The organism is Thermocoleostomius sinensis A174 (assembly GCF_026802175.1).
Classification (GTDB): domain Bacteria; phylum Cyanobacteriota; class Cyanobacteriia; order Elainellales; family Elainellaceae; genus Thermocoleostomius; species Thermocoleostomius sinensis.
This window is the reverse complement of the sequence record NZ_CP113797.1, coordinates 1,402,676-1,421,302: the sequence shown is the minus strand read 5'-3', so window position 1 is coordinate 1,421,302 and position 18,627 is coordinate 1,402,676. Positions and strand designations below refer to the sequence as shown.

Annotated in this window: 20 protein-coding genes; 11 read left to right on the top strand and 9 right to left on the bottom strand. The window is 47.6% G+C overall.

Annotated elements, in window-relative coordinates; translation table 11 throughout:
• Nucleotides 1–8: 8 nt before the first annotated feature.
• From sufD to OXH18_RS06155, 5 genes are all read right to left on the bottom strand, one after another.
• The gene (sufD, locus tag OXH18_RS06175) at nt 9–1,325 is read right to left on the bottom strand and encodes a Fe-S cluster assembly protein SufD (RefSeq protein WP_268611566.1); all 1,317 of its coding nucleotides are present in this window, start codon (nt 1,323–1,325) and stop codon (nt 9–11) included.
• Nucleotides 1,325–2,107 (bottom strand): Fe-S cluster assembly ATPase SufC, encoded by a 783-nt coding sequence (gene sufC, locus OXH18_RS06170; RefSeq protein ID WP_268611565.1) that lies wholly within the window; start codon nt 2,105–2,107, stop codon nt 1,325–1,327. The genes sufD and sufC overlap by 1 nt, the downstream gene beginning before the upstream one ends.
• Before the next feature lie 256 nt (nt 2,108–2,363).
• Nucleotides 2,364–2,633 carry a hypothetical protein gene (locus OXH18_RS06165; RefSeq protein ID WP_268611563.1) on the bottom strand — a complete coding sequence of 90 codons (270 nt, stop codon included), beginning with the start codon at nt 2,631–2,633 and terminating at the stop codon, nt 2,364–2,366.
• A 44-nt stretch (nt 2,634–2,677) separates the two neighbouring features.
• A complete protein-coding gene (gene sufB, locus OXH18_RS06160; protein ID WP_268611562.1) occupies nt 2,678–4,117 on the bottom strand; it encodes a Fe-S cluster assembly protein SufB in 1,440 nt (479 codons plus the stop codon).
• 138 nt (nt 4,118–4,255) lie between these two features.
• Nucleotides 4,256–4,618 (bottom strand): ferredoxin-thioredoxin reductase catalytic domain-containing protein, encoded by a 363-nt coding sequence (locus tag OXH18_RS06155; protein WP_268611561.1) that lies wholly within the window; start codon nt 4,616–4,618, stop codon nt 4,256–4,258.
• Between the two features lie 194 nt (nt 4,619–4,812).
• Between OXH18_RS06155 and sufR the strand changes: the two genes are divergently transcribed.
• Complete coding sequence (gene sufR / locus OXH18_RS06150; protein WP_268613134.1) at nt 4,813–5,463, top strand: iron-sulfur cluster biosynthesis transcriptional regulator SufR; 651 nt, start codon at nt 4,813–4,815, stop codon at nt 5,461–5,463.
• A gap of 155 nt (nt 5,464–5,618) precedes the next feature.
• Nucleotides 5,619–6,035 carry a hypothetical protein gene (locus OXH18_RS06145; protein WP_268611560.1) on the top strand — a complete coding sequence of 139 codons (417 nt, stop codon included), beginning with the start codon at nt 5,619–5,621 and terminating at the stop codon, nt 6,033–6,035.
• Nucleotides 6,036–6,102: 67 nt separating this feature from the next.
• Here OXH18_RS06145 and OXH18_RS06140 read toward each other — a convergent pair whose 3' ends face one another.
• Complete coding sequence (locus OXH18_RS06140) at nt 6,103–6,834, bottom strand: RNA polymerase sigma factor (protein ID WP_268611559.1); 732 nt, start codon at nt 6,832–6,834, stop codon at nt 6,103–6,105.
• A gap of 245 nt (nt 6,835–7,079) precedes the next feature.
• Here OXH18_RS06140 and OXH18_RS06135 point away from each other — a divergent pair, with 245 nt between their 5' ends.
• Nucleotides 7,080–7,937: a lysozyme family protein gene (locus tag OXH18_RS06135; protein WP_268611558.1), complete on the top strand. Its 858-nt coding sequence runs from the start codon at nt 7,080–7,082 to the stop codon at nt 7,935–7,937.
• Nucleotides 7,938–7,989: 52 nt separating this feature from the next.
• Here OXH18_RS06135 and trmB read toward each other — a convergent pair whose 3' ends face one another.
• A complete protein-coding gene (trmB, locus tag OXH18_RS06130; protein ID WP_268611557.1) occupies nt 7,990–8,622 on the bottom strand; it encodes a tRNA (guanosine(46)-N7)-methyltransferase TrmB in 633 nt (210 codons plus the stop codon).
• A 321-nt stretch (nt 8,623–8,943) separates the two neighbouring features.
• On the opposite strand from trmB, the gene OXH18_RS06125 reads away from it, so the two are divergent.
• The 7 genes from OXH18_RS06125 to OXH18_RS06095 all read left to right on the top strand — a co-directional run bounded on the left by OXH18_RS06125 (nt 8,944) and on the right by OXH18_RS06095 (nt 16,142).
• Nucleotides 8,944–10,047, top strand: coding sequence for a metallophosphoesterase family protein (locus OXH18_RS06125; protein WP_268611556.1), 1,104 nt, complete (start codon nt 8,944–8,946; stop codon nt 10,045–10,047).
• A gap of 155 nt (nt 10,048–10,202) precedes the next feature.
• Entirely contained in the window at nt 10,203–10,577 is a 375-nt protein-coding gene (rpsL, locus tag OXH18_RS06120; RefSeq protein ID WP_268611555.1) for a 30S ribosomal protein S12, read from the top strand.
• Between the two features lie 337 nt (nt 10,578–10,914).
• Entirely contained in the window at nt 10,915–11,385 is a 471-nt protein-coding gene (rpsG, locus tag OXH18_RS06115; RefSeq protein ID WP_268611554.1) for a 30S ribosomal protein S7, read from the top strand.
• A gap of 93 nt (nt 11,386–11,478) precedes the next feature.
• Entirely contained in the window at nt 11,479–13,599 is a 2,121-nt protein-coding gene (gene fusA / locus OXH18_RS06110; RefSeq protein ID WP_268611553.1) for an elongation factor G, read from the top strand.
• A gap of 26 nt (nt 13,600–13,625) precedes the next feature.
• Nucleotides 13,626–14,855, top strand: a complete 1,230-nt coding sequence (gene tuf / locus OXH18_RS06105; protein WP_268611552.1) for an elongation factor Tu — start codon at nt 13,626–13,628, stop codon at nt 14,853–14,855.
• 166 nt (nt 14,856–15,021) lie between these two features.
• Nucleotides 15,022–15,339, top strand: a complete 318-nt coding sequence (gene rpsJ / locus OXH18_RS06100) for a 30S ribosomal protein S10 (RefSeq protein WP_018399487.1) — start codon at nt 15,022–15,024, stop codon at nt 15,337–15,339.
• 164 nt (nt 15,340–15,503) lie between these two features.
• The gene (locus tag OXH18_RS06095) at nt 15,504–16,142 is read left to right on the top strand and encodes an LON peptidase substrate-binding domain-containing protein (protein ID WP_268611551.1); all 639 of its coding nucleotides are present in this window, start codon (nt 15,504–15,506) and stop codon (nt 16,140–16,142) included.
• A 54-nt stretch (nt 16,143–16,196) separates the two neighbouring features.
• On the opposite strand, the gene pheA is transcribed toward OXH18_RS06095, so the two are convergent.
• Nucleotides 16,197–17,051: a prephenate dehydratase gene (pheA, locus tag OXH18_RS06090; RefSeq protein ID WP_268611550.1), complete on the bottom strand. Its 855-nt coding sequence runs from the start codon at nt 17,049–17,051 to the stop codon at nt 16,197–16,199.
• 241 nt (nt 17,052–17,292) lie between these two features.
• On the opposite strand from pheA, the gene OXH18_RS06085 reads away from it, so the two are divergent.
• Complete coding sequence (locus tag OXH18_RS06085; protein ID WP_268611548.1) at nt 17,293–17,913, top strand: DUF1997 domain-containing protein; 621 nt, start codon at nt 17,293–17,295, stop codon at nt 17,911–17,913.
• Between the two features lie 116 nt (nt 17,914–18,029).
• On the opposite strand, the gene OXH18_RS06080 is transcribed toward OXH18_RS06085, so the two are convergent.
• Nucleotides 18,030–18,614, bottom strand: a complete 585-nt coding sequence (locus OXH18_RS06080; RefSeq protein ID WP_268613133.1) for a ribonuclease HII — start codon at nt 18,612–18,614, stop codon at nt 18,030–18,032.
• Nucleotides 18,615–18,627 lie beyond the last annotated feature (13 nt).

Here is an 18,627-nt window from a genome sequence, read left to right as displayed (position 1 = left end):
AGACACCTTTACTGAGACAGTTGTTGTTGCAGGGAGTCAATCGGGATGCGATCGATAATTTCTTGAGCGAAAGCGGAAACCAGCAAGTGACGGGCTTCAGCAGCAGGAATGCCGCGACTTTGCAAGTAAAAGATTTCGTTGGCGTCGAGTTGTCCGACGGCGGCCCCGTGGGTGCATTTCACATTATCAGCCACAATCTCTAGTTGTGGTTTGGTATCGACCCTGGCTTTGGGCGACAGCAGCAAGTTGCGGTTTAGTTGTCCAGCATCGGTGAGTTGCGCCGCTTGAGGAACAAACACCTTGCCGTTAAAGATGGCGTGGGCCCGATCGTCAATAATGCACTTGTGCAGTTGGCGAGTTGTTCCATACGGATGCGTCAGGGCAATCGTACTGTGGGTATCGCTGGTCTGTTCACCGTGAATCCTGGTGAGATTGTTCAGTGTGGTTTGCGTTTGTTCACCCGTTTGATAAACCTCCAGGTTGTGACGCGATAATTTTGCGCCCAAATTAATGGTATTGCCGGTATAGCGAGAATCTCGCGCTTGAGCGATCGCTGTTTTGCCAATGTGGAAAGCCGCCAGATTATCTCGTTGCAGTCGTGTATGATTTACCTCAGCGTTTTCTGCCAACCAAATTTCTGTAACAGCATTGGTAAAGGATGTGCCCTCGCCGATCGTTTCATATGCTTCTACTAAAGTAATGGCACTGTTGGCTTCTGCCACGATGAGACAACGCGGTTGAATCAAAGCGGCGGTGCTGCGCGTGGTGTTGATAAACAGCAGATGAACCGGAGCCTCTACCACCAAGTTCTTGGGCACAAACACGATCGCTGCGTCACTTAAGCCAGCAGTGTTCAGCGCTGTAAACACTTCTTCTGCACCGGATTGCTGACCTAAATAGGCGTGAAAGCGATCGGTACCTGTTAGCCCAGATAAATTGCTGATGATCAAACCAGGAGGCAATTGCCCAATCGTGGAAAATTCAGCCGCATAGACGCCGTTGATGAACGTTAGTCGAGCAGAGGTTTCGGGCAGGGCAAAAGAATTAACGCTATCGAGATTGGCAGAGGAATAGTGATCGCTGGCAGCCTCTAGCTTCAACCGCACCAAATCCGACAAATCGGTGAAGCGCCATTCTTCATCACGTGTGGTAGGGAAGGCCTGTTCGCTGACTCGAATTGCGGCTCGATTGCGCAGGTCTTGCAGCCAACCAGACTGCACCGGAGCCTGTTTCGCTAGGTTCAGCAAATGTGACAAAAACTCGAGACGCTGCTGAGCAGCATTGCGCACTCCGGTTTGCTCTGGAGCGGACGCTTGAATACTCATTAGACTCCCACCCCCGCTTCTGCCAAAATCCAGTCATAGCCGCGTTCCTCCACTTCCAGCGCCAGTTCTTTCGTGCCTGTACGCAAAATTCGCCCGTTGGCCATGATATGGACATAATCCGGCACGATATAATTCAGCAAGCGTTGATAGTGAGTAATCACCAGAATGGAATTATCTGGGGTTGAAAGTTGGTTAACGCCATTCGCGACAATCTTCAGTGCATCGATATCTAGTCCGGAATCGGTTTCATCTAGAATTGCGAGTTTGGGTTCCAGCAGTGCCATCTGCAAAATCTCATTGCGCTTCTTCTCACCGCCAGAAAAGCCTTCATTGACGCTGCGGTTTAAGAAAGCTGCGTCCATTTTGACCACATCCAGCTTTTCGCGCACCAGTTCATCAAAATCAAAGGCATCCAGTTCGTCTAGCCCTTGATGCTTGCGCTTAGAGTTATACGCCACCCGCAAAAAATCAAGATTGCTAACGCCAGGGATTTCTAGCGGATACTGAAACGCCATAAATACGCCCGATCGCGCCCGATCTTCCGGTTCTAGTTCCAATAAATCCTGTCCCTGGAAAATCACGTCACCGCCCGTTACTGCATAATCGGGATGACCAGATAATACTTTAGAAAAAGTACTTTTGCCCGATCCGTTGGGGCCCATAATGGCGTGAATTTCACCGGATTTGATCTCTAGGTTTAAACCCTTGAGAATCGGCGTTTCATCAACACTGGCGGTTAAGTTCCACACTGTGAGAATGGTTTCGCTACCTTCAACAATCACCTGCTTTAACCTCTTAACTGCTGCAATATGGATAATTTCTATAGCTGACGAATTCGCTTTAAAATTTTGAGAACATCATAAAGTTCGTTACCAAGATTACGAAGCTCGAAGAACTTAGATGTAGCGTACTGATAGACCGGGTTTTTAACTAATTTTGCGAATGTAAAACTTCCTCCATGGGTTAACCTGTCAAAACTGGGTTGAGCCGGGTTTAGAGATGTCATCATGTATGCCAAAAGTTAATCTAACCCAATCTCTAGAGAAAAGGAGGCAGATAAAAACCTTCGAGGAAGAGAATAAGAGCCACGATCGCCAACTGCATCGGCTTCTCCAGGACCGGAGGATCAGCAACCAGGTTAAAATAACCCACCTTGACTTTGTTCAAAACCTGCTTCTCAAATTCACTCAGATTAGGTAAACGACTCTGCCACTTCGGCAAGAACTGCTCGTCCCGAACCAGTTGCATCTGAAACTTTTCGATCAGATCGCGCAGAGTAACATTTCTAGTTTGCAGAGTTTGAACCATACCTCTCCTTTTAGCAGAGGCGTAAAGGCTACGCCCCCACCGCTTTAACCCACACTACCTTCCAACTTCAGCGCCAACAGTCGATCGGCTTCAACGGCAAATTCCATCGGAAGTTGGTTAAACACGTCCTTACAGAAACCGCTGATCATCATCGAGATCGCGTCCTCTAAGGAAATGCCGCGCTGCTGGAAGTAGAACAACTGGTCTTCGCCAATTTTGGAAGTTGAGGCTTCATGCTCCACTTTGGCACTGTTGTTTTGCACCTGAATATACGGGAAAGTGTTGGCTCCAGCCGTGTCTCCGATGAGCATCGAGTCACACTGTGAGTAGTTGCGCGCCCCCTCTGCCTTGGGTCCAATTTTCACCAGTCCGCGATAGCTATTTTTCGACTTTCCAGCAGAGATCCCCTTAGAGACGATCGTGCTACGAGTGTTCTTGCCAATGTGCACCATTTTGGTTCCGGTGTCCGCCTGCTGATAATTATTGGTCAGCGCCACCGAGTAGAACTCGCCCACCGAGTTGTCGCCCACCAGCACACAACTGGGATACTTCCAGGTGATCGCCGATCCGGTTTCTACCTGCGTCCAGGAGATTTTGGAGTTCACGCCCTGGCACAAGCCGCGCTTGGTGACGAAGTTGTAAATCCCACCTTTACCGTTTTCGTCGCCTGCAAACCAATTCTGTACGGTGGAGTATTTGATTTCAGCATTGTCCAGCGCCACTAGTTCCACCACCGCCGCGTGCAACTGATTGGTGTCAAACATGGGAGCCGTGCAGCCTTCCAAATAGCTGACATAGCTGTCTGCTTCTGCGACAATCAGCGTGCGCTCGAACTGCCCCGACTCGCCATTGTTGATCCGGAAGTACGTGGACAATTCCATCGGGCAATGCACTCCCTTGGGCACATAGACAAATGATCCATCACTGAATACCGCTGAGTTCAACGCGGCAAAGTAGTTATCGCTGGTGGGAACCACGCTGCCCAAATACTTCTGCACCAGATCGGGATATTTCTGCAATGCTTCAGAGATAGAGCAGAAAATCACACCCTTCTCAGCCAACTTCTCCTTAAAAGTGGTGGCGACAGAAACACTGTCAAAAATCGCGTCTACTGCCACGTTCGACAGCCGCTTCTGCTCTGAGAGGGGAATACCCAGCTTCTCGAAAGTTTCCAACAACGCCGGATCGACTTCTTCTAAACTTTCCAGTTTCTTCTGCTGCTTAGGAGCCGAGTAGTAAACGATATTTTGGTAATCGATCGCTGGATAGCCTACTGCTGCCCAGTTCGGCTCTTCCATCTTCAGCCAGTGGCGATAAGCCTTGAGGCGGAACTCTAACATGAACTCTGGCTCACTTTTTTTGGCAGAAATGAGGCGAATCACATCCTCACTCAAGCCAGGGGGAATGGCATCAGATTCAATGTTGGTGACAAATCCGTATTTATAGGGCTGATTGACTAGGGATTTAACTGATGTGCTTGTCATTGGGAAGTGTTCTCGCTTTCAACGGGGGAAGTCGGGAGTAGGGAGTGGGAGATCAAGGCAAAAGGTAAAAGGCGAAAAATTAAGCCAAATCATGTTCCTTTTCCTTTATCCTGCTTCCCTAATGCCTGTTGATGGACTCTAGTACTGATTCGTAGTTGTGCGGATTTCGTCAAAGGAAATTTCTTGTTTGTCGCCTGCAAAGTCGTTGTCGGGAGTAAGGAACAACATGCAGTGGCATTCTTTGCGCTCGCGCATCGGCACACAGGGACAATTCCAGTAAGCAGCTTCAGCTTCGGCTTTTTTATCTTCGTAGTGACGGCACGGGCAAAGGGGCGAACCTAGCTCGTCCTTATGCTTTGCTAGTCCTTCAATCACAACAGCCGTTACACCTGGATCGACACAAAAATACGTGCCTGTTCGCTTGGCGTAACTCTCGGAAAAACTCCGCATCAATTCCAAATTCTTATCTGATGCTTGGGTTGGTTTGGTAGGTGTGTTCATCTCTCTTAGGCGACAGGACGACCAACAGCTTCTATAATTAAAACAACACGTTTGTTGCTTAAGTTCATTTTAGAGTACTTTAGCAACATTGGTGTTGTCAAAGTTTGATTGTAGCCTTTTTGCGCTACGTTTTCGTAGTTCTGGTTCAAAGTTCTGACGCTTCTACGACGATCGTCAACGACGATGAAACGATGATGACAGCCACACAGCACCCTTCCACCAAACAGGACATCCTGCATCACTTGTTGAAGCGAGGTCAGGCCACCGCTCAAGACATGGCTGATTTACTCAGGATCAGTCCTCAAGCCATACGCCGCCATCTTAAAGATTTAGAAGATGAAGGATTGATTGAACATCAGGTTCAACCAGTTGCGATGGGGCGTCCCAATTATTCGTATCAACTCAGCCAAAAAGGGCGTAGTTTGCTGCCCGATCGCTATGATGAGTTTGCCCTGTCTTTGTTAGACACCCTCGCTGAAACTGTTGGTAAAGATCAGGTCAATAAAATTTTACAAAAGCAGTGGCAACGTAAAGCCCTAGAATATCGCGATCGAGTCGGACAAGGCTCCCTGCAAGAGCGGGTGGCAAACTTGGTCGAGTTACGCAAAGCGGAAGGCTACATGGCAGAGTGGCATCAAGTAGAAGCAGATCCTGCCTCTACCAATTCGCGCTTCATCATCACCGAATACAATTGTGCGATCTCGCATGTCGCAGAATCCTTTCCGAGTGTTTGCGGTCATGAGCTAGAAATGTTTGCCCTAGCCTTAGAAGGCTGTAAAGTTGAACGTACCCACTGGTTAGTCAATGGTGAGCATCGCTGTGGCTATTTAGTACAGGCCCAATAGCTGTTAGAGATGGGAGGCAGGTTGCGGGTAATCGTGGGTGATCATGAGTAATCATAGGGAATCGGTAGTTAGGTGATGGGAGATAGCTGTCAATGAGCCAATCACCTATACCCAATTACTGATTACCGATCGTAATTTCTCATCCCTAATCTCTTATGTCCCAACTACCCCAATCTTCTGATCAATTTCTCACCCCGGAAGAATGTGCTGAAGTTGATGCAACACTGATGCCTGCTCGCGATCGATTCACAGCGCGGGTATCAATCTACTCGTTGCGCTCCCTCAAACAAATTGCTCAAGCAGCGGGAATTACAATTGATACCTTAACCGAACAGCAGATTATTGATTGGGTAGAGCAAGATCCAACGCTGCGACCAGAGGATGGCTTTGATCCCAACTTCAAGCGCTTTTTTGCCCGATTGGTGATCTCATCTCTACGTCCGCTGAAGCAAATTGCCCAAGAAGCAGACGTGGCGATCGAAGCGCTCACTCTGTCGCAGGTGGTAAGTTGGTTTGAGAAAGAAGCTAAGGCGCGCATCGATCAAGGCGAAGATTCTACTTTCCAGGGGTAAGATCGGGTTGGTTCTAGGATTTTTATTTGTTTTTGGCGTCGATTATTTGGCTATCAAACTAGTTTTACTACTCGAAAATTGGTTCCAGAGATTTGAAGCTGAAGGCAGGTGTAGTTATTGGTGCGTTGTCTGGGCTAGCGTTCAATGTAGAGGTGATCGGTTCTGACTGGTCCGGTTCTGGTTGAGGGGGGTCTAGGTAGATTTGGCGAATGTCGTCCGGTAACACCTCTTCCAGTGCTTGATAGGCAGCCTGCAACTGTTGGTTTACTTCCTGCACATTGAAATATTCTCCCTCAGCTTGCAAATACGCGGCAATGCGAGTTGCGCTCCAATGAAATGTTTGAGCCATCAGCACAATTAACCGCTGAACAGGGTGCAACCGCCCCAATGCTTGTTCCAGGTAGCACCAGAGCGGCGGAGACGCTTTTTGCAGTGAATAGTGAATCTGTTCCACAGGTGGCAACGCGACACGATTGATACACACAGCAGAGACATGAATTAACCAGTTTTGCAAGGTATTAGGTTTGCCATCAGGGGACTGTTCATGTAAATTTAACCCACCTAGCTCGTAGTAGATATGTCGCCAGATGACAGCAAATAAATAATCTGCTTGAACGGACGATCGAACCGAATGACGAATCAATGCATGAACGATGGGCGCATAACGACAGAAGATTGCTACAAAATACTTCCCCCTGTCAGGATGGCGCTGAAACAGTGTTAACAAATCTCGATCGCTGTGATGATTCAAAGCCACTACAAGCGGATGATGACTTTCAGAAAAGGTTGAGAGTTGCATGATTCTCCATTCTTCTCTACCGCAAAGCATTAATCAGTTAGATTAGCGCCCAATATATCGGTAAACTGAGCAAATAACCCAACTGATTGAATCTTTTTACAAATCTATAGTAACTCGATCGCCAAAGCTGCTCTACGCTATATGTAGCATAATTAATCAATTTATATTGTAAAAGATACCAGCCATAGTATAGGTTTTTGAGACTGCAAGTTGGGTGTCGTCATGCTAGAAGCAACGTGGGTGCTATGCCAATTAAAGATCGACGAGTGAAGCTTGCTCTAATTCAAATTCTGAGCTTTACTGCCGCCGTCCTATCAACCCTTGCGGTTCAAGCAGGATTACAGGCTGTTTACCCTACTCCCCCGCCTCTGCAAAGCGCGACCAGTCATTACCTACTGGCACTCGAACAAGTTCCCGGATTAACGCCCAGCCGTCCTTCACCGTTTCTCAGCAGTGACCCGTTTCGGCCCAAATCAAAAGCAGATCATCAATTACGACTCAAAGATAATCTTGAATTGGCAAAACTTCTAGCAGTCAAAGCATTTTTATGGGGTGTTATTTACTATAGCGAAGGAACCTATTCTAACTTCAATACCGTTAGTCCCTATCGTCTGATTTTAGGAGAGGAGGCATTTCAGGATTATGAGGATCATCCCCGCCAATTGATAACTGTCAATTCGGGCAGTAGCCTGGAAGTGAGTTCTGATGCAGCAGGTGCTTGTCAGTTTACATCAGACATCTGGGACGCCCTGCATCAGCACTATCCACATGTTTGGTATACCGATTTACCTAACTTTCATCCTAAGAATCAAGACATTGGATGCCTACTTTTGTTTGCCGAAGCAGGAGGATATCAGCGGCTGGTGGATGGGGTTTCGGTCAATCAGTTTGGTGAAATTGATGTAGATGTAAAGCAATTTATGGCTGCCGTTACGATTAGTTGCCCAATTTGGGCATCGTTTCCTTGTGAAGATGGTACAGGCAGGTACACAACACCGGAATTTGGCTATCAATCGGCAAAACCGATCGAAGATCTCTGGCGCAACTATCGCACAGTTTTGGAAGCGGAGCAGTCTTTGCTATCCCTGGTTCCGTTTGAATAGCCTATGCCTCAAGCAATCTCCTCAGTTCCATCAAACAGCCACTAGCGGGTTACTACTTCCTAATAAATATTGATCGGTATACTGGTTCTCCTTTCTCTAAAACCCATTGTTCTCGCTCTGTAGCAACTGATAATGGATTTGTTTCCAGCCAATTAGAATGTTGTGAAGTGAAAGATGGATGCTCACTGAAACGATCGTGCATCGCTTTGGCAACGGCTTCAATATCTGATTGCAGAAATACGACTCCGTCCTCAACCAGATAAGTGGACAATGCTTGCACAAGTTCGGGTTGAACCATCCGCCGTTTCTGATGTCTTCGCTTAAACCAAGGGTCAGGAAACTGAATTGTCACTCGCTGCAAGCTGCCCTGTGGCAAGGAAGCCAAAATCGACCGTAGCGATGTACTGACATTACAAAACAGGTAGTGTAAATTTGTTAAGCCAAATTCCTCGCGCCGCTCATTGGCTTGCACCACCAGCGGTTGACGGATCTCTAATCCCAAATAATTCCAAGTTGGCTGTTGTTGTGCCAAAGTGAGGAGAAACTGTCCCCGTCCACAGCCAATATCCAAATGCAATGGGCGTGTGCAATCAGCATACACCCTTTCCCAGTCGGGTGGGCTAACGGGAGACTGATATTTCTGGCTGAGGGGGTTAACGTGCTGGCGAACTCGAACAAGAGACAAACGGACTTCTCCTAACGCAGTTTCAATCTTTAACCTAGACCATAACAATAGTGATCAAGGCGAAACAAGGTGTAGGGTGGAGAGTATACGTTGGAAGCATGTCACATTTGTCGCTCTCACCCTAAAGCCCTCTCCCCAAGGGTGAGGGACTTCAACCCGACTCCCCTTCTTCCAAGCGGAGAGAAGGGGTTGGAGATGAGGGATAGACTTGCAATCGTGACAGCCCCCTATGTACGTTTCTAAGGGTTTAGCTCTCTGAGATGCCTAATTGCATTTTGGTTCCCTACGTTAATTACTACGCCTTGATCCCTGAATTTAAGAATGGACTTGCAATTTCGTTTTGCGATCGTTAGCGATCCCCACATCGCCCTGCCTCACACAATCTGGCATCATCCCAGCCGGTTCCATCTGGTAGAAATTAGTATTCCTGCCTTAGAAGTGGTGTTTGAAGAACTGGCGCAATTTGATCTTGATTTTCTGTTGTTGCCAGGAGATTTAACTCAACACGGAGAACCCGAAAATCACCAATGGCTAGCCGATCGCCTAGCGCAATTACCCTATCCCGCCTATGTTATTCCGGGAAATCATGATGTGGTGGAACAGTTTGCTACTGATCGATCGATCGGACTTTTAGAGTTCCCCAGCTATTACCAAAAGTTTGGCTACGAAGTGCTAGAGCAGCCTTACTATACCTGCCAGGTGCTACCCGGCGTTCAACTGATTGGACTGAATTCCAATCATTTTGATGCTGCCGGCAAACAGATCGGTATGGGGTACATTGATGAGACACAAATGGCGTGGCTACGTCAAGTTTTAACCCAAACCTCCGAAGCAGTCGTTCTAGTTATGGTGCATCACAATGTCATTGAGCATCTGCCCAACCAATCCCAAAACCCAATGGGACGCCGCTATATGCTGAAAAATGCGGCAGAACTATTGGCGTTGCTTGATGAAGCGGGTGTGCAGTTGCTGTTTACAGGACATTTGCATGTGCAAGATGTGGCTCAGCACCAGAATATCTACGAAATTACCACAGGATCGCTTGTGAGTTATCCGCATCCTTACCGAGTTTTGGAGTTTCAGCAAATTGGGGATCACCGCCAGCTACAGATACAATCCGGACGAGTCACGGCTGTGCCAGGTTGGACGAATCTATCACAAACTTCCAAGGAATGGATGGGCGATCGATCCCTGCCCTTCATGGTGCGGCTTCTAACCGAAGTTCCGTTCAATTTGCCTCTTGCTCAAGCAGAACAGCTTGCTCCCGCCTTGCGCTATTTCTGGGCAGATATTGCTGACGGAGATGCTTGCTTCCATTTCCCTACCTTTCCACCGGAAGTCAATCAATCCTTCAAATATTTCAGTGCCATCGATCAACAGGGCAATCCAGCCCCAATCGACAATTTTGCAATCCTTCGGCTCTAGCCTTCACACTCACCACGAAAGTGCGATATCGATATAGAGTTTAGAGAAAAAATTTATCAAATCCACAAATTGACAGAATCTCGATAAAATCGTTATAGTTATAGACTGTGGAAACTGTAGGATAATCGATTTAGAGGCAAAATCTGCCATAACTCATGCCAACCATTCAGCAACTAATCAGTAATGAGCGTCAAAAGACGCAGAAAAAGAGCAAGTCGCCAGCTTTAAAGAGTTGCCCTCAGCGCCGAGGCGTTTGTACTAGGGTTTATACTCAAACTCCTAAAAAGCCCAACTCGGCCCTTCGTAAGGTGGCTAGGGTTCGCTTGACATCTGGCTTTGAAGTCACTGCTTACATTCCAGGTATTGGACATAATCTGCAAGAACACTCTGTCGTGATGATTCGAGGCGGACGGGTAAAAGATTTACCGGGAGTTCGCTATCACATTATTCGAGGCACGTTAGATACCGCAGGTGTGAAGGATCGCAAACAAGGTCGATCGAAGTACGGTGCTAAGCGTCCGAAGAGTTAGAGGTCTAACCCTTCCTACATGGGTTATTCTCCTTTAGCTTTGAAGGTTTAGTTCAATAAATTACATTTGATTGAACCCATCAAATGAGGTAGTAAGCTCAATTCGTGATGATGCATCCCCAGCGGTTTGGATGGGTGCATCATCTAGCTGTGAGGGTTTAATGTGTGAAGAGTTGCTGATTTGGAACCGGAGTTTGTAGGTACTGCCTAATATTTTATTGCCTCCAGTGATACCTGTTTAAAACTGCAATTTTGGCTGGCATTTCATATAGCAACCTTCCAACTACAGAAAACGATAGACTTTGCAAACACACTAGACTAGAGGCTCGGCAATTACCATGTCCCGTCGTACTGTTATTCAAAAGCGTCCAATCCAACCTGATCCTACTTACAATAGTCGCCTTGTCACCATGATGGTGGCGCGATTGATGAAAAACGGCAAACGATCGCTGGCTTATCGAATTGTTTATGACGCTTTCAAGCTGATCGAAGAGCGGACAGGCACTGATCCGCTTGAAGTATTTGAAAGAGCCGTAAAAAATGCAACGCCATTGGTAGAGGTAAAAGCTCGTCGGGTTGGTGGCGCAACCTATCAAGTGCCGATGGAAGTTCGCTCCGATCGAGGTACTGCGTTGGCCTTGCGTTGGTTGACTCAATTTTCTCGACAGCGGTCTGGGCGAACCATGGCAGGTCGATTGGCAAATGAACTGATGGATGCAGCGAACGAAACTGGCAGCACCATTCGCAAACGGGAAGAAACCCATCGGATGGCTGAGGCTAATAAGGCGTTTGCCCATTATCGATACTAAATTTTTGGAAGCTGCACCTGACTAGAGACAGAAAGTATAGAATCTTAACAGATGCAGTAACTAGACACTGCGCCAGAGACTAAGGAGGTAGCTGTGGCACGTAATATCCCGCTGGAACGGGTACGCAATATTGGAATTGCCGCACATATTGATGCGGGTAAGACAACAACAACAGAACGGATTCTGTTTTATTCCGGTGTGGTTCACAAAATGGGTGAAGTCCACGAAGGGACGGCTGTGACCGACTGGATGGAGCAAGAGCGAGAACGGGGTATCACGATTACTGCCGCAGCTATCAGCACATCTTGGACTCACCGTGATCCGACTAACCCAAACCAAGCGTTGCCGGGAGCGTTGGAACACCGAATTAATATTATCGACACGCCTGGACACGTGGACTTCACCATCGAAGTAGAGCGCTCTATGCGGGTGTTGGATGGGGTGATTACTGTGCTGTGTTCGGTGGGTGGTGTTCAACCTCAAACCGAAACCGTTTGGCGACAAGCCGATCGCTATAAAGTACCCCGGATCATTTTTGTCAATAAGATGGACCGCACGGGAGCGAATTTCTTTAAGGTCTACAATCAGGTTCGCGATCGATTGCGCACCAACGCGGTGCCGATTCAGATTCCGATCGGTGGAGAAGATCAATTCAAAGGCATTGTCGATTTGGTCCGGATGCAGGCCTACCTCTATACCAATGATTTGGGCACGGATATTCAGGTAGCTGAGATTCCCGATGACGTCAAAGAGCTAGCTGAGGAATACCGTACGGTTCTGCTGGAAGCTGCTGCTGAAACCGATGACGAACTGATTGAAAAATATCTGTCGGGTGAAGAACTCTCTGAAGAAGAAGTAATTACGGCACTACGCAAAGGGACGCTGCAAGGCACGATCGTTCCAGTTCTTTGTGGTTCTGCTTTCAAAAATAAAGGGGTTCAATTACTGCTAGACGCAGTGGTTGATTACTTGCCTGCTCCAGTTGAAGTTCCGCCTATTCAAGGCACTTTGCCAGATGGCAGCACAGCAGTTCGCCACGCTGACGACAATGAACCTTTTTCTGCCTTGGCCTTCAAAATCATGGCAGATCCTTACGGGCGCTTAACCTTTATCCGAGTTTATTCGGGCGTGTTAACGAAGGGCAGCTATGTCTATAACGCGACGAAGGGTAAGAAAGAGCGAATTTCTCGTTTAATTGTCCTGAAAGCAGACGAACGCCAAGAAGTGGAGGAGATGCGAGCAGGCGATTTAGGAGCGGCTTTGGGGCTGAAGGATACCTTTACAGGGGATACGCTCTGTGATGAGGCATCGCCTATCATCCTAGAATCGTTGTTCATTCCAGAACCTGTGATTTCGGTTGCGGTTGAGCCAAAAACCAAACAGGATATGGAAAAACTATCGAAAGCGCTGCAAGCTTTGTCTGAGGAAGACCCAACTTTCCGAGTCAGTGTTGATCCAGAAACTAACCAAACCGTGATTGCCGGGATGGGTGAGCTACACCTAGATATCTTGGTCGATCGAATGAAGCGGGAGTATAAGGTAGAAGCGAATGTGGGAGCACCACAGGTAGCCTATCGTGAAACCGTTCGTAAACCCGTTCGTGCTGAGGGCAAGTTCGTCCGGCAAAGCGGCGGCAAAGGTCAATATGGTCATGTGGTTATCGAACTGGAACCCGGTGACCCAGGCAGTGGTTTTGAGTTCGTTTCCAAAATCGTTGGAGGGGTAGTTCCAAAGGAATACATTGCTCCGGCCGAGCAAGGCATGAAGGAAGCTTGTGAATCTGGTATCCTGGCTGGTTATCCAGTGATTGATTTGAAGGTAACGATGGTTGACGGTTCATATCATGAGGTTGACTCATCGGAAATGGCTTTCAAGATTGCTGGTTCGATGGCAATCAAGGAAGCTGTTATGAAGGCATCGCCTGTGCTCTTGGAACCGACGATGAAAGTTGAGGTAGAAGTACCAGAGGATTTCATCGGAAATGTGATCGGTGACCTTAACTCCCGTAGGGGACAGATTGAGGGGCAAGACACAGAGCAAGGAACTGCTAAGGTTACTGCTAAAGTACCATTGGCAGAGATGTTCGGATATGCTACGGACATTCGCTCTAAAACGCAAGGTCGTGGCATTTTCACTATGGAATTTAGCCACTATGAGGAGGTGCCTCGCAACGTGGCTGAAGCCATCATTGCAAAGAGCAAAGGGAACGCATAGTCAGTTAAAGAGGAACGGATAGATACATGGCACGCGCAAAGTTTGAACGGAAAAAACCTCACGTTAACATTGGTACCATTGGTCACGTTGACCACGGTAAGACAACTCTGACCGCAGCAATCACGATGACTCTGGCTGCCGGAGGCGGCGCTACGGCTAAGAAGTACGAAGACATTGATGCGGCTCCTGAGGAGAAAGCTCGGGGTATCACAATCAATACGGCTCACGTTGAGTACGAGACCGAAAATCGTCACTATGCCCATGTGGACTGTCCTGGACACGCTGACTACGTGAAGAACATGATCACTGGAGCAGCACAGATGGATGGTGCAATCTTGGTGGTTGCGGCAACCGATGGCGCGATGCCTCAAACAAAAGAGCACATTCTATTGGCTCGCCAAGTTGGCGTTCCTAGTATTGTGGTCTTCCTGAACAAGATTGATCAGGTGGATGATGAGGAATTGTTGGAACTAGTGGAACTGGAACTGCGCGAGCTTTTGAGCGAGTATGAGTTTCCAGGTGATGATCTGCCGATTATTAGGGGATCGGGCTTGATGGCACTGGAAGCCATGGTGGCTAATCCTAAAACTCAGCGTGGCGACAATGAGTGGGTTGATAAAATCTACGAATTGATGGATGCGGTTGATTCTTTCATCCCGACGCCTGAGCGAGATGTGGATAAGCCCTTCTTGATGGCAGTTGAAGATGTCTTCACTATTACGGGTCGCGGAACGGTTGCAACGGGTCGAATTGAACGTGGCAAGATCAAGCTCAATGAAACAGTTGAACTTGTTGGTCTACGTGAAACCCGCAGCACCACGGTGACTGGTATTGAGATGTTCAAGAAGAGCCTAGAAGAGGGAATGGCAGGCGACAATGCGGGGTTGTTGCTACGGGGTCTGAAGAAAGAGGATGTGGAGCGTGGTATGGTGATTGCTAAGCCAGGTTCTATTACTCCACATACTCAATTTGAAGGTGAAGTCTACATCTTGACTGAGAAAGAAGGTGGACGCAAAACTCCCTTTTTCGCTGGTTACAAGCCTCAGTTCTATGTGCGCACAACGGATGTGACAGGCACAATCAAAGCTTTTACCGCTGATGATGGCAGTGATGCTGAGATGGTAATGCCAGGCGATCGCATCAAGATGACGGTGGAACTGATCAACGCGATTGCCATTGAGCAAGGGATGCGCTTTGCCATTCGTGAGGGTGGTCGCACAATCGGTGCTGGCGTTGTATCCAAAATCCTCAAGTAGGATGTTGTAGGACTCTGGTAGAATCAGCAGCTGGTTTTGTCTGGCTGCTGATTGTTTGCCTCAAATCACGTGATGTGCATTTGATGTGTATTTGATCAAGTTATCTGGTTGTGTTTGTTTTGAACCTAGACAACTAAACAATTAGGTAGGACAATTAGGAAATCCAATGGCAACGATTCAGCAGCAAAAAATCCGGATTCGCCTCAAGGCGTTCGATCGTCGTTTACTCGATACTTCCTGTGAAAAGATTGTGGATACCGCTAATCGCACCAATGCAACCGCGATTGGCCCGATTCCTTTACCAACGAAACGCCGCATCTATTGTGTTTTGCGTTCTCCTCACGTTGACAAAGATTCCCGCGAGCATTTTGAGACTCGCACCCATCGCCGTATCATCGACATCTATCAACCTTCCTCTAAAACGATCGATGCCTTAATGAAGCTGGATCTGCCTGCTGGTGTCGATATTGAAGTGAAGTTGTAGTGAATTTGTAGCAAGTACGCGTTGGAGAAGCTGAAGCAATGCGGTAGACTGGAGTTGGGTCAAAAACTGGCTGACTTCAGTCTGTTTCAGAGCATTTCTGAGGAAGCTGAGGGGTAGTCCAGGGTTAACTGGTGTTGAATTCCCCACGGGAATGTAAACAAACGATGGCATTTTCTTCAGTGGCTGTTTGCGAGCTTCCGCTTTTTCCCTTACCTGAGCTAGTCCTTTTTCCCAGCATTAAGCTGCCGCTGCACATCTTTGAGTTTCGCTATCGGATCATGATGAACACCATTCTGCAAAGCGATCGCCGCTTTGGTGTGTTGATGGTTGATCCGACGGACAAGACGGTGGCAAACATTGGTTGCTGTGCTGAAATCATTCATTACCAACGCTTACCCGACGATCGCATGAAAATCATGGCAGTGGGGCAGCAGCGATTTCGTGTTTTAGACTTTGTTCGTGAAAAGCCCTATTATGTGGGACTGGTTGAATGGATAGAAGATCGACCGACCGATCGAGATTTAAGAGCCTTGTCCATTGAAGTGGATGAACTATTGAAGAATGTCGTTCATTTGTCCGCTAAGCTGACGGGTCAAGAAATTGAACTTCCTGATGATATTCCCACCCTTCCCACTGAGTTATCTTACTGGGTGGCAGGCAACCTTAAAGGTGCTGCCCTTGAACAGCAAGCGCTTCTAGAAATGCAAGACACAGGGTTACGGCTTGAACGGGAAGTGGAGATCTTGACTTCTACCCGAAATCACTTAGCAGCCCGAGCCGCCCTCGAAGATGTCTTCAAATGAAGCGTTTAGTGAGAATAGGTAGAGCAAAAGATTGGAGTTTATTGAGCTAATGATCTAAGTCTTGGTGCTATCTACAAAGCTAATATTGTAGCTACCAAAAACTTTTAGCGTTTCAGTACAGTTCTGTAGCTCCTCTAGTACTGATCGCACAGAATCCATTGCAATAGACGACTCAAAATCAATAAAAAATACATATTCTCCCAACGATCGTTTAGTGGGACGTGATTCGATCCGGCTTAAGTTAATGCCGCGTTTAGCAAAAAGTTGCAATGGTTTAACTAGGGCCCCCGGAACATTAGCAGGTAAGCTAAAGGCTAGGGACGTATGACTACCGACAGAGAGCGGTTTTAAGCTTAACACCCAAAAGCGGGTACAGTTATCGGGATGATCATTAATGGGATGGACAAGCACAGGAAGATTGTAAAGCTCTGCGGCTCGTTGAGAAGCAATCGCCGCTACAGTTTCATCGGTAGATAAAAACTGAAGTGCCTCTGTTGTTGAATTAGCTGGAACTAGTTGAACCGTTGGCAAATTCTTTTCTAACCAGCCTTGACATTGCGCTAATGCTTGAGGGTGGGAATATACGGTTTGAACGTACTGTAAGGTTGGGGCACAAGACAACAGCGCATGAGAAATGGGTAAAACTAAAGCCTGCTGAACGCGCAGGGAATCTAATTGCCACAGCGTATCTAACGTGACTGTGACACTTCCTTCGATCGAGTTTTCCACAGGAACCACTGCAAAATCAACTTGCTGTTCTGCTGCCATTCGCAATGTTTGAGCAATGCTAGCGCAAGGCAGTAAGCACACCTCTTCTTGAGTTTGGTGCTTTAAATGGGTTGCCCAAGCAATAGCGGCACTTTCGGCATAAGTACCGGTAGGTCCTAGATGGGCAAGTAGAAAAGTCATAGAATGTAATCTTTTAAGCTCATGTTGGCGAAGTATCAATAATACTAGACTACGCACCTTGCTGGTTCATCGACCGACCTATCTGCGTAGAACTACTACATGCAATTGAAACATTTAATGAAGCAAACTCAGAATCAGTCCAGGCCGAGATCTATACTCCCTAATGTCAAGGATGATTTCTTGGAAAAATTGTAAAATTTAATTAATTGAAGTTAACAATAGGGCTAGTTGTGTTGCCATCATGCTGACCTCCTTCTCTGCCTGCCAAACGGTTGAACTGATTGTACCGGAAGCGTCAATTCCAATTCAGCACTATTTACGCCAGCCCCAACGGTTGGTGAAGGCATTGGTTGATCCAACTAGAACGGAACAATTAAGCCCTGAATGCTTTCGCCTCAAAATGCGTCCACTTCACTTCATGACATTGAGTGTTCAGCCAACCGTAGATATGAACGTATGGGCAGAGCCAGACGGTAAGATCCATTTGCGATCAGTTGGCTGTGAAATTCGCGGAGTTGAGTATGTGAACCAACGGTTTAAATTGGAGCTAGTAGGGCAGTTGGTTCCCCGATCGCAGGGCGGCACGACTCAGCTTCAAGGTAGAGCAGATCTAAAAGTTCAGGTGGATCTGCCTCCGCCTCTCATGCTGGCTCCAAAGCCACTCATTGAAACGACGGGAAACGGCTTACTCAGAAGCGTTTTGTTGACCATCAAGCAGCGACTGATGCATCGACTGTTGCTGGATTATCGCACATGGGTCGCTTCTCAACAATTCAATACTGATGCGAGCGCAGACGCCCCCTTGTTTGCCGCAAGTCAGTTCGCTACCAATAAATTTTCTTCAAACAACTCTGCTGTTTGAGCCACCATTCTACTCCTGATGGGCAGGACGCCGAATAAGCGTAAAGTTAGTAGCATGTATGTAGTGTGAAAGCAACATGCTCATATAGCAATACGTGCAGTTAAAGATTCGCTGGCTCAAACTTGGGCTTGCTTGGCAACTGATTGACAGGGACTGAAGGACAAGCGATGTTGGGCTGAAATTCCTACACGTTGAATAGCGGCTTGATGCTTAGCTGTGCCATAGCCTTTGTTGATTGCTAAGTCATAGTCCGGATATTTAGCAGCAAGGCGGATCATCAATTCATCCCGCCAGACTTTAGCCACAATACTAGCGGCCGCAATGACTAGCGACTTTTGATCGCCCTTGACCAGTGGTTGCTGCAAGATTGGTAGATCTCGAATGCGCTGATGACCATCGACCAAACAAAAATTGGGCGATGGGTTGAGTCGCATCACTGCCCGGCGCATTGCTAGCAATGAAGCTTGTAGAATATTCAAGCGATCGATTTCTTGTACGGACGCAATTCCAATTCGGCAATCTAGCGCCACCGAGCGAATTTGGACAGCAAGGCGCAAGCGATCGCCAGCAGACAACCGCTTGCTGTCAGTTACGCCAGATTCTGCTAATGCCGAATAAACGTCGGGCGGCAAGATGACGGCAGCCGCTACTACGGGACCAAACAATGCTCCTCGCCCAACTTCATCGACTCCAGCAATCATGACCCTATTTTTA

Bases quoted from the DNA above. Each gene is read 5' to 3' on its own strand.
- tuf (WP_268611552.1), top strand. From the start codon at position 13,626: ATGGCACGCGCAAAGTTTGAACGGAAAAAACCTCACGTTAACATTGGT.
- rpsL (WP_268611555.1), top strand. From the start codon at position 10,203: ATGCCAACCATTCAGCAACTAATCAGTAATGAGCGTCAAAAGACGCAG.
- sufD (WP_268611566.1), bottom strand. From the start codon at position 1,325: ATGAGTATTCAAGCGTCCGCTCCAGAGCAAACCGGAGTGCGCAATGCT.
- OXH18_RS06085 (WP_268611548.1), top strand. From the start codon at position 17,293: ATGCTGACCTCCTTCTCTGCCTGCCAAACGGTTGAACTGATTGTACCG.
- sufR (WP_268613134.1), top strand. From the start codon at position 4,813: ATGACAGCCACACAGCACCCTTCCACCAAACAGGACATCCTGCATCAC.
- OXH18_RS06155 (WP_268611561.1), bottom strand. From the start codon at position 4,618: ATGAACACACCTACCAAACCAACCCAAGCATCAGATAAGAATTTGGAA.
- pheA (WP_268611550.1), bottom strand. From the start codon at position 17,051: ATGACTTTTCTACTTGCCCATCTAGGACCTACCGGTACTTATGCCGAA.
- rpsG (WP_268611554.1), top strand. From the start codon at position 10,915: ATGTCCCGTCGTACTGTTATTCAAAAGCGTCCAATCCAACCTGATCCT.
- OXH18_RS06145 (WP_268611560.1), top strand. From the start codon at position 5,619: ATGTCCCAACTACCCCAATCTTCTGATCAATTTCTCACCCCGGAAGAA.
- OXH18_RS06080 (WP_268613133.1), bottom strand. From the start codon at position 18,614: ATGATTGCTGGAGTCGATGAAGTTGGGCGAGGAGCATTGTTTGGTCCC.
- OXH18_RS06140 (WP_268611559.1), bottom strand. From the start codon at position 6,834: ATGCAACTCTCAACCTTTTCTGAAAGTCATCATCCGCTTGTAGTGGCT.
- OXH18_RS06095 (WP_268611551.1), top strand. From the start codon at position 15,504: ATGGCATTTTCTTCAGTGGCTGTTTGCGAGCTTCCGCTTTTTCCCTTA.
- OXH18_RS06165 (WP_268611563.1), bottom strand. From the start codon at position 2,633: ATGGTTCAAACTCTGCAAACTAGAAATGTTACTCTGCGCGATCTGATC.
- OXH18_RS06125 (WP_268611556.1), top strand. From the start codon at position 8,944: ATGGACTTGCAATTTCGTTTTGCGATCGTTAGCGATCCCCACATCGCC.
- sufB (WP_268611562.1), bottom strand. From the start codon at position 4,117: ATGACAAGCACATCAGTTAAATCCCTAGTCAATCAGCCCTATAAATAC.
- rpsJ (WP_018399487.1), top strand. From the start codon at position 15,022: ATGGCAACGATTCAGCAGCAAAAAATCCGGATTCGCCTCAAGGCGTTC.
- OXH18_RS06135 (WP_268611558.1), top strand. From the start codon at position 7,080: ATGCCAATTAAAGATCGACGAGTGAAGCTTGCTCTAATTCAAATTCTG.